This window comes from Paenibacillus sp. FSL W8-0194, from assembly GCF_037969745.1.
Lineage (GTDB): Bacteria > Bacillota > Bacilli > Paenibacillales > Paenibacillaceae > Paenibacillus_AQ > Paenibacillus_AQ cookii.
Map to the genome: position 1 here is coordinate 145130 of NZ_CP150205.1, position 13093 is coordinate 158222.

8 protein-coding genes are annotated in these 13093 nt (G+C 56.3%); 7 read left to right on the forward strand and 1 reads right to left on the reverse strand.

Annotated features, from left to right (window positions below; all coding sequences use genetic code 11):
- Nucleotides 1-192 precede the first annotated feature (192 nt).
- The 4 genes from MKY58_RS00605 to msrA all read left to right on the forward strand — a co-directional run bounded on the left by MKY58_RS00605 (nt 193) and on the right by msrA (nt 4421).
- Nucleotides 193-1515 (forward strand): MFS transporter, encoded by a 1323-nt coding sequence (locus tag MKY58_RS00605; RefSeq protein ID WP_339323009.1) that lies wholly within the window; start codon nt 193-195, stop codon nt 1513-1515.
- On the forward strand, nt 1487-2395 hold the full coding sequence (locus MKY58_RS00610) for a polysaccharide deacetylase family protein (protein ID WP_339323010.1): 909 nt from the start codon (nt 1487-1489) through the stop codon (nt 2393-2395). The genes MKY58_RS00605 and MKY58_RS00610 overlap by 29 nt, the downstream gene beginning before the upstream one ends.
- Nucleotides 2396-2630: 235 nt before the next feature.
- A complete protein-coding gene (locus MKY58_RS00615; RefSeq protein WP_339323011.1) occupies nt 2631-3728 on the forward strand; it encodes a beta-eliminating lyase-related protein in 1098 nt (365 codons plus the stop codon).
- 54 nt (nt 3729-3782) lie between these two features.
- Entirely contained in the window at nt 3783-4421 is a 639-nt protein-coding gene (gene msrA, locus MKY58_RS00620) for a peptide-methionine (S)-S-oxide reductase MsrA (RefSeq protein ID WP_339323012.1), read from the forward strand.
- Between the two features lie 6 nt (nt 4422-4427).
- On the opposite strand, the gene MKY58_RS00625 is transcribed toward msrA, so the two are convergent.
- Nucleotides 4428-5822, reverse strand: coding sequence for a PLP-dependent aminotransferase family protein (locus MKY58_RS00625; RefSeq protein WP_339323013.1), 1395 nt, complete (start codon nt 5820-5822; stop codon nt 4428-4430).
- Between the two features lie 108 nt (nt 5823-5930).
- On the opposite strand from MKY58_RS00625, the gene MKY58_RS00630 reads away from it, so the two are divergent.
- The 3 genes from MKY58_RS00630 to MKY58_RS00640 all read left to right on the forward strand — a co-directional run bounded on the left by MKY58_RS00630 (nt 5931) and on the right by MKY58_RS00640 (nt 13026).
- Nucleotides 5931-6563: a LysE family transporter gene (locus tag MKY58_RS00630; RefSeq protein WP_339323014.1), complete on the forward strand. Its 633-nt coding sequence runs from the start codon at nt 5931-5933 to the stop codon at nt 6561-6563.
- A gap of 657 nt (nt 6564-7220) precedes the next feature.
- Nucleotides 7221-8702: a glycosyl hydrolase family 18 protein gene (locus tag MKY58_RS00635; RefSeq protein WP_339323015.1), complete on the forward strand. Its 1482-nt coding sequence runs from the start codon at nt 7221-7223 to the stop codon at nt 8700-8702.
- Between the two features lie 508 nt (nt 8703-9210).
- Nucleotides 9211-13026 (forward strand): glycosyl hydrolase family 18 protein, encoded by a 3816-nt coding sequence (locus tag MKY58_RS00640; RefSeq protein ID WP_339323016.1) that lies wholly within the window; start codon nt 9211-9213, stop codon nt 13024-13026.
- Nucleotides 13027-13093: the final 67 nt, after the last annotated feature.

The window sequence follows — 13093 nt, forward strand, 5'->3', positions numbered from 1 at the left end:
AGCCATACACAGCAAAACTTGCAGGGAATTTGCCTTTCATGATGAGAAATTGGATGATAAATCCGCCTTTATAGTATAACGAGGTTGATTTTACCGGCAATATACAGTTAATGACATTGGCAAGGAAGGTAATATTCCCCGGCCGTTGAATAAGATAAAACAAGTTATTTTACGGTATGGGGGGAATCGCGCATGCAGCGCAAATGGGTCAATTCGCCGTACATCTTCGCCCTCGGCATGTTTGCCATGATGGTGCCGAGCCAGGCGTTCAGCTCATTTTACAGCTTTTTTTACGTGGAGAAGTTGGGTCTCGGCATCGGACTGGCGACGCTGGCCCGCACTATTTTTCTCGTCTGGGATGCGGTCAACAACCCGCTGTTCGGGCACTGGTCGGACCGGACCCACACCCGCCTCGGAAGGCGGCGGCCTTGGGTGTTCGGCGCCATGCCGCTGTTTATGCTCACGTTCATCATGGTGTTTTCCCCGCCGGGAGGGCTGTCGCAGAACGGCTTGTTCGCCTGGTTCCTGACGGCCTTGGTTTTGTTCGAAGCCGTTTCGACGGTGCTGTGGGTCAATTACGGGGCGTTGTTCCCCGAGCTGTACCACGGCGACCGGCTGCGCGCCAAAGCCTCCGCGATCCAGCAGAGCTATCAAGTCGTCGCGCTGTTGATCGGTTCGGCGCTCACGCCAATCGTTTTTAATGCGCTCAATTTTACCAGTATGTCGATCATTTACGCCTTCGTGTTCGGCATTGCGATGCTGGTCTGCATGCTCGGGGTCCGGGAGCGCGAGGAATACAGCGCCGGCGAACCGCTGAAGCTGGTGGCCGCGTTTCGGGAAACGCTCGGCAACAAAAAGTTTTGGCTGTTTAACATTTCGAATTCATTTGCCCAGACGGTGAACGGCTTGATCAGCTCGATCATCCCTTTTTACGCAAAATACGTGCTGAAAATCAGCGACCCGCAGGTGACGCTCATCATGGCTGCCGTATTCGTGTCAGTCATCCCGCTCGTGTTCGTCTGGTATTGGATATGCCGCAAGCTGGACGGGGTGACGGTATGGAGGCTGTCGCTCGCCGTTTATGCCGTTTCCGTGCTGCCGCTTTGGTTCGGTTTTAACCTGGTCAGCGGATTGCTGGCGGGCATCGCCGTCGGCTTCGGCCTGGCCGGTTTTTTGGTGACTCCGGCGATGGTGAGCGGGCGGATCATCGACGAAGACGCCGAAAAGACGGGGCTGCGCCGGGAAGGTATCTATACCGCCGTCGCCGGATTCATTACGCGTTCCAGCGGGTTGATATCGGCGCTTGCGTTTTTGGTCGTGGGTCTGGTGTTCGGGTATGAAAGCGGCGACAAACCGGGCCCGAATCCGGAAATGACGTTCCGCGTGCTGATCAGCGCGGTGCCGTTCTGTTTGCTGCTGATCTCGATCGCGATATCGCTGCTGACCCGGTTTGAATTTACGACGCATCGGAGAGGGGATGTAACGCATGGGGAAAAAACTCATCCTCAATTGTGACGATTTCGGGCAAAGCCCGGCCTTGAATCAAGCGATCATGGCGCTGCTGGAGGAAGGGAAGGTATCGTCGGCGACGATCATGACGGTGGCTCCCGGCTTCGAAGAAGCGGCCGCCTGGACCGCCAAACGGCGCCAGCCCAATGTCGGACTACATCTGACGATGACAAGCGAATTCGAGGCGCTGCGCTGGCGCAGCCTGACGGGCGACCCGTCGCTGCATGACGACAGCGGATATCAATACCGCACCGTAAAAGAGTTCGAGCAGGGCGCGGCTACGAGGGCAGTCATGAAAGAAATCGACGCGCAGTACGTGCTGGCGCGGAAGGCCGGCATTGCGGTCAGCCATGTCGACAATCACATGGGGAGCCTGTACGGCATGGAAACCGGGCGCAGCCTGCTCCCCCAGACGTTGTGGAAAGTATCGCGCTGGAAGCTGCCGATGCGCTTTTTTCGCCACATTTACAAGGAGGATCCGCTGCTTGGTTCCTTGGAGGGCATCGAACGCCCGGTGGCCCAAGTCGCGGCGCTGGCCGACGCCTTCGGCGTGCCGATTCCCGATTACTTGCTGTCGCATCCTTTTGCGATCGAGGACGGGGAAACGTACGACAGCTTCAAGCAGTCGATCATCGCCAAGTTATACCGGTTGCCCGACGGCGTCTGCGAAACGTACATTCATCCCGGCGTTCCCGATCCCTGGATGGAGGAGCATATCCCGAATTACGAAAAAAGAGTGTGGGAATACCGCCTTCCTTTTGATGACGACTTTGCTTACGCCCTGCGCGACGCCGATGTCGAGTTGACCGATTACCGGTACGTGCAGGAGCATTTAAAGCGGCCGCGGCTGCGTTCCGGGCTGAGGCTTGTGAAGCTGCTGCGATAAGGGGGACGACATCGGTTTATCCAAGCCTGAAAGCAAACAGGTAAATCCCGAAGGCTCACAGAGGTTCGGCTGGTCGAGGGTTTGGAATGGCGAAGGAGATGCGACAATGAAATTTTTCCCTTCATGGCGAGGCAGGGGTTTTTGCGCGTGCGGACGCCTATCAATTCAATTTTTCAGATCGACGCGGATTTAGTATGCTTAAGAAGAATGAGGTTGACCGAAGGGAGAAACGATGATGAGCGGCGGTAAAACATTGATAGCAGCATTCGAGCAGGCGGCCTATCCGCTGGGCGGCCACGGGCCGCGTGATGTTCAGGTGCTCCGGCAAGCTTTTGAAGAGGTTCCGGGCTCCATGAGCAGCGATATGTACGGCAAGGGGAATGTAATCGAGGATTTTCAGGATAAAATGGCGTCCTACCTCGGCAAGGAGGCTGCGGTATTTTTCCCGAGCGGGACGATGGCGCAGCAAATCGCGCTTCGCATCTGGTGCGACGAAAAAGGGCTCAAACGCGTGGCCTACCATCCGCTTTGCCATTTGGAAATCCACGAACAGGACGGAATGAAGGAGCTGCATCATATTGAGGCAGTTCTGCTTGCGGATAAAGAACGGTTGATCACGCTGGACGACGTGCGGCAGATGGAAGGCGAGATATCCTGCCTGCTCCTGGAGCTGCCGCAGCGCGAAATCGGCGGCCAGCTGCCGCCGTACGGGGAGCTTGAGGCGATCTCCGCCTATTGCCGGGAAAAAGGAATCCGGCTGCATTTGGACGGGGCGAGATTGTTCGAGATTACCCCTTATTACAATAAATCGGCTGCGGAAATTTGCGCGCTGTTCGACAGCGTGTACGTATCCTTTTATAAAGGAATCGGCGGGATCGCGGGAGCGATTTTGGCGGGAGACGCCTCGTTTACGGAGCAATCGAAAATTTGGAAAAGGCGCCACGGCGGCGATCTGATCAGCCTGTATCCGTATATCGTCAGCTCGGAATACTATTTCGACCGGCGGATCGGTAGCATGGCGCGGTATTACGGGGAAGCCAGGGAGCTTGCGGCTCTGTTCAACGCCTGCCAAGGCGTGTCCACCCGGCCGGAAGTGCCGGTATCGAACATGTTCCATGTGCATTTCAGGCTCCCGGAGGAGAAGGTCGCCCCGATCCTGGCGAATATCGCCGAAACGACGGGCGTCGGGTTATCCTCGTGGCTGCGTGAAAAGGAAGCGGGGCCGTGCTTTTTTGAGATCAGTATCGGGGATCGGTATGCTAACGTGCCGAAGGAGAAAATCGAAGAAGCTTTCCGGTTGTTGGGAGAGCAGCTGGAAGAAGCGATAAAGTAGTCTGGTACCCACTGCAACAATATCCTTGACAGTACGGCTTGGGAGGTATGCGACTTGGACGATCATCATCACACCGAAACCGCCACGCTTGCCATGGGCTGCTTCTGGGGGCCGGAGGCGCTTTTCGGCGCCTTGCCCGGCGTAGTGAGCACCAGAACAGGTTATGCCGGGGGAACGGCAAGCGAACCGACATATCGCCATATGGGCGACCATACCGAGACCGTCGAGGTAGATTTCGACCCGGCGGTTTTGGCGTACGACGACATATTGCGCGTATTCTGGAACGGCCACCGCCCGGAAAATATCAACGGTTATAAAGGAAGACAATACCAATCGATGCTGCTGTACCGGAGTCCGGAACAAAAGGACGCGATTGAACGGGTGTTGGAAGAACGGCGCGTTTCGGGCAAGGGGGAGCCGGCGACGGAAATACGCCCGTTTTCCGTTTTTTATGCAGCGGAAGAGAGGCACCAGAAATATTATTTGAAGCGGTACCCGCATGCGGTGGAACGACTGCTGACGCTGTATGGCTCCATCGCCGAGATGGACCGCTCCACGCTGGCGGCTAGGCTCAACGGCCTGGCCAAAGGTTATGCCAACCGATCCGGGGTGCTGGAGGAAATCAGCCGCTGGCCGTTGCCGGAGGAGGAACGGGAACGCATCGCGGCCTGCGTCGGAAGCATTCGCTGGTAGCCGCGTTTACAGCACTTCCCGCAGCAGCGTTTGCAGCCCCCGTTCGATTTCCTTTTCCGTTAAGCCGGCGAAACCCAGCAGGAGCTGAACGCGGCCATCGTTTTTGGGCGTTTCATAGAACATGGAGGCTTTGTACACTTTCAAGCGGCGGTCGGCCGCTTTTTTGATGAGCTCGTCTTCCGTTAGGTCCGTTTGGATCGTCAGAATGACATGCAGCCCCAAGGTCGTGTCATTGACTTGGACGAAAGGGGGAGCGTAATTCCGCACGGCTTCCCTGATCTTCGCCATCTTGCTTTTGTAGATGCTGCGCATTTTTTTGATGTGGGCTCCGAAATGACCTTCCTCCATAAAATAATGCAGCGTCCGCTGGTGGATGCCCGAAGCGCAAGGCTCGAACAGCAGCTTTTTTTTCTCATAATGCGGCAAAAGCGCGTTCGGCAAAATCAGGTACCCGATCCGAACCGACGGCAGCAGCGCTTTGGAGAAGGTTCCCACGTAAATCACCCGCTCGTTGTCGTTCAAGCTGAACATGGCCGGAATCGGCTTTTGTTTATAGCGAAATTCGCTGTCATAATCGTCTTCGATCAGATAGCCGTCTTTCTCCTCGGCCCAATTCAGGAGCGCCAGCCGATGTTGGATCGGCATAATCATCCCCAGCGGAAACTGGTGCGAAGGCGTGACGTACAACAGCCTGCTCCCGACCTGACGGAGACTTTCGAGATGCACGCCGTTCGGGCCGACGGGGACGGGCTCGATCCGGTAAGACAGCTCGCGAAACACGTCTTTCGCTCCCGCGTACCCCGGCTCTTCGAAGCCGACGGAATCAAAAGTTCCGCCCAAAATCGCGCCCAGCAAATACATCAGCTGCTGCGTGCTGCTGCCGACGATGATTTGCTCGGGGGTCGCCCGGACGCCGCGCGATTGAAACAGATAGGCTGCAATGGATTGCCTGAGCAGAAGATCCCCCTGACGGTCCCCGTAAGTGTAGATGGAGGAATCTTTTAACGCGCGGTTGGACAGGAGCCGCCATTTTTCGATGGGGAAATGTTCCGGATCCACGGCCCCGAGGCGAAAATCGATCCAATCCGCCGGAGCTTCCTCCTCCGTCTGCGAGCGGACTTGTCGAAAGTCGGGCGGCAGGGCTTGGCTTAGCGGCAGCGGCTCCACGTAATAGCCCTTTTTGTTTTCGCTGCGGACATAACCTTCGGCAAGGAGCTGCTCGTAAGCAAGCTGCGTCGTGTTGCGGCTCAGGTTTAGCGAAGCGGCCAGATTCCGGATGGAAGGCAGCCGGGCGTCGGGAAGCAGCCGGCCCTGCATGATTTCGTTTTTTAAATGCCGATATACCTGGACGTACCGGGGAACCGGGCTGTCGGGGTCGATGTGGAAAATCAGCTCTTGCATGCAACGTTGCACCTCATCTGTCATTTTTGAAAAGTATAAACTATCCCTTTTTGAAATGACAATTGTCGGGTATGGTAGGTCTATACTTGAACAATGAACGAGGGGTGCATGGAACTGCTGTGGTGGAGTAGCGTCATGTTGGGCTTGTCGGTAGCGATTCCGGTTGGACCCATCACGATCGAGATGATTCGGCAAGGATTAAAAAAGGGCTTTTTCCATGGCTGGAGCGTGGGACTCGGCGGGATGACGGTGGATGTGCTTTTGATGATCCTCCTTTATTGCGGCGCATCGGCGTTTTTGACGACTCCGGTCATTCAGCAAGCGATGTGGATCGTCGGGGCGGTCTTTTTGTTTGTTGTCGGATACGGCAGCATCAAGGAAGCATCGGCTTTTCATGCCGGCGGAGAAGGAGCGGCCCCTGACAAAACCTGGTTATCTTCCTACGGGAACGGTTTTATGGTCGCTGTATCGCCGGGGAACATCGTGTTCTGGCTGAGCGTATTCGGCACGCTGCTGGCCGACAGGCTGGGAAGCACGGGGCAAGCCCATTTCTGGACCATGGCCGCGGGCGTCATTTGCGGCATTGCGATCCATGACGTGGTTTTGATGCTGCTTGTGACGCATGCGCGGAGGCTGATCGACGGGAAGTGGATGAAGCGGGTTTCGATTGGCGCCGGCCTGGCGTTGATGTATTTCGGGGGCATGTTCGTTTGGCGGTTTGTGCAGTCCCTGCAGCTGTAAGTTTGAACAAGAGGCTTCCCGCCCCAAGAAGGGAGGAGCCTTTTTGCGTTTCGCAGGGATGCCCCGCGCCATTCGCCGCCGGACCGCAGCAATCGGCTGCATGAACGAAGCGAACGCCAAGCTGCAGATGATTATGATACAATTCAACGAAATCAGATACATATTCCGGATACCGATTTTCAACTTCGGAACGGAATGGTATGATGATTATGCCAATTTTTACCTACGACATTAAAAATTCTCACGAGCCCTTGAGCTCGATCATACCGTTTTTTTGCTCCCGATGTGACATTTTTCTGCTTGCAGCAATGCTCTCCCAACGTTCTTCTACTGAATCTCAGCAACGTTTGAATCTACAGCAACGTTTCCGAACTCTCCACCACAATTGAAAACGCTAACATGTAGGAGAGACAAGCTTGGTTTTCCCGACTTTTTAACGGATTTACATTCCAGCCCGCAAACGGAATCGGCGTTTCTTCCTTCGTTTATGCAGGTCAGGCCGGGTATTTCCGTAGTTTTGCCGTGCCGACATGGTTACTTACATCCCTTTGACATAAAGCCAGGAGTTTAAGGAAAAGGAGGTGGCCGGAGCAGATTCAGGACGGTTCGACCGGAAGCATGAGAAGCAGAAGTTAAACAAATGAAGGAGGCGTATCGATGAGAAATGCATGTTCCCCGAAAAGCAAGCTGATTCGCAAATTTTTGCCGCTGCTGATGATGATGGTGCTCGTCGTCGGATTGGCGCCGTCCATCGCCGCAGCGGCCGACCGCGGGGCTTGGGCGCCCAATGTCGCTTATGCGGTTAATGATACGGTGACGTATAGCGGAAGCACGTACAAAGCCATCCAGCCGCATACTTCCTTGGTCGGCTGGGAACCGCCGAACGTGCCGGCGCTGTGGCAGCTTGTCGCTGGAGGCGGGGGAGGCGGCACGACGGATACCCAGGCGCCGACGATGCCGACGAACCTTGCCGTCACGGGCACGACATCCTCAAGCGTGTCCCTATCCTGGACGGCTTCGACCGATAATGTCGGCGTCACGGGCTACGATGTTTATCAGGGCACGTCGAAGGTCATGACGGTTGCAGGCACGACGGCGACGGTTACCGGCTTGTCGGCAAGCACGGCTTATACGTTCCGGGTTGCCGCCAAAGACGCCGCCGGCAACGTATCCCCGCAAAGCGCCGCGGTGACGGCAACGACGCAAAGCGGCAGCGGCGGCGGAGGAGGCGGAGGCGGTCAGCTTCCGAAGCATGTGCTTACCGGTTATTGGCATAATTTCATCAACGGATCTTCCAATTTGAAGCTGAGCGACGTGCCGGACCAATACGATATCATCGTGCTGGCTTTTGCCGATATGGACCCTTCCAAGCCCGGGGGCGTTACGTTTAACGTCGATTCTTCGCTGTCGAACGCCCTCGGCGGATATACCAAGGCCGACCTGATCAACGACATCCAGGCGAAACACGCGAAAGGCAAAAAGGTCATCATCTCCATCGGCGGGGAAAAAGGAAACGTCAATCTCGGCAGCGCATCGCCGAACATCGCCAACTTCGTCGACAGCATGTCCAACATCATCACGACGTACGGCCTTGACGGGATCGATATCGATTTGGAGAACGGCATGAACGTGGCCAACCTGACCACGGCCGTCAAGCAGCTGCAGCAGCGGTTCGGCTCCGGTTTTATTTTGACGATGGCCCCGCAGACGATCGATATGCAGAGCCCAAGCACGACTTATATGCAGCTGTATAACAACTTGAAGGACATCACGACCGTCATTAACGTTCAGTATTACAATTCGGGCTGCATGCTGGGCCGGGACGGCAAATGTTATTCCCAGGGCACGGTCGATTTCCTGACGGCGTTGTCCGATCTGTCCCTCCAGTGGGTGGCCCCGTCGCAGCTCGGCATCGGGGTACCCGCCGTTCCGGCTGCCGCGGGCGGCGGCTATGTATCCCCGTCCGTCGTCAACAATGCGCTTAACTGTCTGGCTACCGGCACGGGCTGCGGAAGCTACAAACCTGTCGCAAAATACCCCGATATCCGCGGCGCTATGACGTGGTCGATCAACTGGGATAAAACGAGCAACTACAACTTCGCGGGCACGGTGAAGCCATTCCTCGTTTCCATGCCTTAGTTCCTTTTCCGACAACCCTCGGCCGCACAGGCCGGGGGTTGCGGCATGAGAAAGATACAAATCAACGAAATAAGATACTTATCCCGAAACCGATTTTCGCGCGGGAACATGGGTGGTATGATGAGGCTGCAACGATCTTCATTCGCGATCCGCAGAACTTCCCCGAGAACAGCTTGTACACCGCGTAATGCTGCGCCGCCTGCCATAAGCGGCCGATGCCGTTTTCCATGACAAATCTTTATGGCGGCTTCGCATATTTCCTAACGTTCAATCACCATTGCCAAAGGCGCTTCAACGAAAAATCTCGAAACTTGTTGCTTGCTGCAGTTTTCCCTATCGGGCCGGCCCGATAGGGAACATACCGTCTGCGATTAAGTCCGGTCCAACGACCGGGTTTAATACTCATGCCATACGCCCCCCGTTCCGAAGCCGAAGGAGGTGGAATATGCGTTTGACGAAGGAGGGAAGAAAGGGCGCGTGGCCAAAAAAGGATAGATAGGGGTGTAATATGAAAGCGCTTCATAACAGGATGGAATGGAAGTGGTTTATTTGCTTCGTCTGCGCCGCCGTCATCGTATCTTCATTCGCTTTTGCGGGACGGGCTGCAGCCGCCTCGTCCGACGTCAAAGGCCATTGGGCGGAACAGCTTCTTGCCGGATGGCGGGATCAAGGCCTGCTTAAAGGGTATCCCGACGGCTCCATGAAGCCGGATCGGGCGCTGACCCGAATCGAGCTGATGGCCATGATCAACCGGTATTTTCATTTGACGGCCGAGAAAGCGGCCTCCTTCCCCGATTTGAAATCCGGGCAGTGGCAGTATGCGGAAGCCGCGAAAGCTTTGGAGGCGGGCTATGTCTCCGGTTACGCCGACGGTTCCGTCCGCCCGGATCAGCCGGTTACACGGGAAGAGGCGGCCGTGATGCTGTTTAAGGTTTTGAAGGCCGAAGCGGACAGCGATCCGGGCGTCCTCAAAGCGTTCAAGGATGCCGGTAACATTGCTGATTGGAGCCGACAGGCGCTCGCTTATCTGGTTCTGAAGGGCAAGCTTGGCGGATACCCCGACGGCACGCTTCGTCCGCAATCGGCACTGACCCGGGCCGAAGGGGCGGTGCTGATCAGCCGTTTGCAGGTGAGCGTGCCTAAGACGCTCCAATCCTATGGCAAAGCCGGCACCTACGGTCCCGCATCGGGAACCGAAACGGTTGGCGGGGATGCCGCCGTATCCGCCTCCGGCATCACCCTGCAAAATATGGTCATCCGCGGGAACCTTACCCTCGAAAAGGGAGCCGGTCCCGGCACCGTAACGCTGAAAAACGTGAAGGTGGAAGGGAAATTGGTCATTTTGGCAGAGGGAGTGGAGCTGGTCATCCAGGGAAGCCAACTGGATTCCGTCGTCGTGGACGGACAAGGCAATACGCTGCAGCTCGGCAGCGATGCGGGCATCGCCCATTTGGTGCTGAATGCGAAGACCAAGGTTCTTGGCTCCGGCAAAATCCAAAAAGCAACCCTTAACGAAGGGGCTAAAGGTTCTTCCTTCCAAACCGCTCCGCAAAGCGTCGACGGTCCGCAGGCCGGATCTATCCAAACGGGTGTACCCGGCAGCAGCAGCCCCGGCGGCAGCTCCGGAGGAAGTTCCGGCGGCTCCGGCGGGGGATCGGGCAGCGGCGGCGGAAGCGGGGGCAGCCCCGGCGGCGATTCGACCGTTCCGCAGGCGCCCGTCGTTACCGGAGTCGCCAATGGCGAGATCTATACTTCGGGCGTGCTTCCGAACTGGACCGACGCCGCGGATACGACCAGCAGCGCCACGCTGAACGGATCGGCCTACGTCAAAGGCACCGGCATTACCGAGGCGGGACAATACACGCTGGTCGTCACCGCCATCCACAAGAACAGCGGCAAAAAGGCAAGCACGACGGTCAACTTCACCATGAAGCCGGAGGTTAAGCTGATCGGCTACGTGGCGGGCTGGAAGGATTGGTCATCGGCGCAGCCGGTGGACGCCGCCAAGCTGACGCACATCAATTATGCTTTTACGCATATCAAAGACAATAAAATCATTCCGATCGAAGGCCAAAACGATGACGCGAACTATGCGTACCTGCAAAGCCTGAAAGCCCAAAACCCGAACCTCAAAATTTTGAACTCGGTCGGCGGCTGGGGGGCGGACGGATTTTCGGATGCGGCAATGACCGAAGCTTCGCGGAACGCCTTTGCGGACAGCATCATCGAATACGTCAAAAAATACGACCTGGACGGCATTGACCTCGACTGGGAGTATCCGACCCAAGATGCAGGCGGGATCGTGACGGGAAGGCCTGAAGACAAAGAGAACTTTACGCTCGTGCTCAAGCTGATCCGCGAGAAGCTGAACGCGCTGGGGCTGGAGAACAACAAATATTACGAGCTGACCATCGCGGCCGGAGCGGGCTGGGGGTATTTGAACGGCGTCGAGATCGGCAAAATCACTCCGCTGCTCGACAACATCAACGTGATGACGTATGACTTTGCCGGAGGCTGGGTGCAAAATACGGCCCATCACACGCATCTGTACGGAACGAACATCAGCACGGATTTATCCGTCGACGTTTTGCTGAAAAACGGAGTGCCTGCCCATAAGATCGTGATTGGCGGCGCTTTTTACAGCCACAAGTGGACGGACGTGGCCGGCGACGGGCCGGTGGTGGGACGCAGCGCCAAAGGCAGCGAAGACACGCCGTCGTACAGCGCAACGATTGCGGCCTATAACGAGGAAACCGGATTTACCCGGTATTGGGACGAAAACGCCAAGGCGCCTTACCTGTTCGACGGCAGCACGTTCCTGTCCTATGACGATCCGGAATCCTTGGCGGAAAAGGCAAAATACGTGCTGGACCGCGGACTGGCAGGAGCGATGTTCTGGGAATACAGCCAGGATACGACGGGCGTGCTGCTTACAGCTTTGGCGGACGGCTTAAAGGGCAAACCTTACGAAAAAGACACGACCTCCGTTCCGGATGCACCAGTCATTCGCCCCATTACGGAAGGCGGGGAGTATGATCCGGGCGTCGCGGCAGACTGGAACGATGCGCCCGGAACCGCTAGCGCAGCTTTCCTGAACGAAGCCGTCTACGAAAAAGGAACCCCGATCACGAAAGCCGGAAGCTACACACTGACCGTGATTGCGGCACATGGCAAAAGCATGAAAACCGCCAAAACAACCGTTCATTTTACAGTCAAAAGCAAAGAACAGCCGCCTGCCGGGCCGAAGCTGATCGCCTACGTGCCGGGCTGGGTTGCCTGGTCCGAGGCCAACCCGATCGATGCAGGCAAGCTGACTCATATCAATTATGCCTTCACCCATATCCGCGATAACCAAATCGTGCCGATGGCGGGATCTTTCGACGAGGAGAACTATGCTTATCTGCAGCGTTTGAGAGCGGAACATCCGCATCTTAAAATTTTGAACTCGGTCGGCGGTTGGGGAGCGGACGGTTTTTCGGACGCCGTACTGACGGAAGAGAGCCGGGAGATTTTCGCTTCCAGCATAATAGACTATATCAAACGTTACGATTTGGACGGCATCGACCTGGATTGGGAGTATCCGACCCAAAGCGCGGACGGCGTCATGAAGGCAAGGCCCGAAGACAAACAAAACTTCACGCTGATCCTCAAGCTGCTGCGGGAGAAGCTGAACCAATTGGGTGCCGAAAACGGAAGGTATTACGAGCTGACGATCGCCGCCGGGGCGGGCCCATCTTATCTTAACGGCGTCGAGATCGGGGAAGTGGCCAAATACGTGGACAATATCAACGTGATGACGTTCGATTTTGCCGGAGGCTGGAGCCCGTCCACGGAACACCATACGAATCTGTACGGCGGCAATTTTAGCGTGGATGCGTCCATTCAGCTGTATTTGAACAGCGGCATTCCGGCGAATAAGCTTGTGATCGCGGCCGCATTTTACGGGCATGTTTGGACCGACGTCGAAAACGCCGGTTCCGACGGCCTGGGCCAACAGGCGAAAGGTTCGCCCGACACGCCGACTTATACGGACATTTTGGCCAAATACAACGCGCAAACCGGGTATACGCGCTATTGGGATGAGACTGCCCATGCACCTTATCTGTTTGACGGCAGCACCTTCATTTCCTATGACGATCCCCAGTCTATCGCGGCGAAGGCCAAATACGTTCTTGACCGCGGACTCGCAGGGGCGATGTTCTGGGAATACAGCCAAGATGCGTCGGGAAGTTTGCTGGCCGCGCTTTCGAACGGGCTCAAAGGCATTCCTTATGAAACGGATGCAGCTGCGGTTCCCGTCGAGCCGGTTATAAACGAACCCTGAGCTAAATAATTCAGCAAGTCCCCCGTAAAGCAGTGTGACATGGCATGATGGTCATGCCCGCTTTGCG

What these genes read in the sequence shown, in the direction of transcription:
- MKY58_RS00605 (WP_339323009.1), top strand. Translation starts at nt 193, where the DNA reads ATGCAGCGCAAATGGGTCAATTCGCCGTACATCTTCGCCCTCGGCATG.
- MKY58_RS00610 (WP_339323010.1), top strand. Translation starts at nt 1,487, where the DNA reads ATGGGGAAAAAACTCATCCTCAATTGTGACGATTTCGGGCAAAGCCCG.
- MKY58_RS00615 (WP_339323011.1), top strand. Translation starts at nt 2,631, where the DNA reads ATGAGCGGCGGTAAAACATTGATAGCAGCATTCGAGCAGGCGGCCTAT.
- MKY58_RS00625 (WP_339323013.1), bottom strand. Translation starts at nt 5,822, where the DNA reads ATGCAAGAGCTGATTTTCCACATCGACCCCGACAGCCCGGTTCCCCGG.
- MKY58_RS00630 (WP_339323014.1), top strand. Translation starts at nt 5,931, where the DNA reads ATGGAACTGCTGTGGTGGAGTAGCGTCATGTTGGGCTTGTCGGTAGCG.
- MKY58_RS00635 (WP_339323015.1), top strand. Translation starts at nt 7,221, where the DNA reads ATGAGAAATGCATGTTCCCCGAAAAGCAAGCTGATTCGCAAATTTTTG.
- MKY58_RS00640 (WP_339323016.1), top strand. Translation starts at nt 9,211, where the DNA reads ATGAAAGCGCTTCATAACAGGATGGAATGGAAGTGGTTTATTTGCTTC.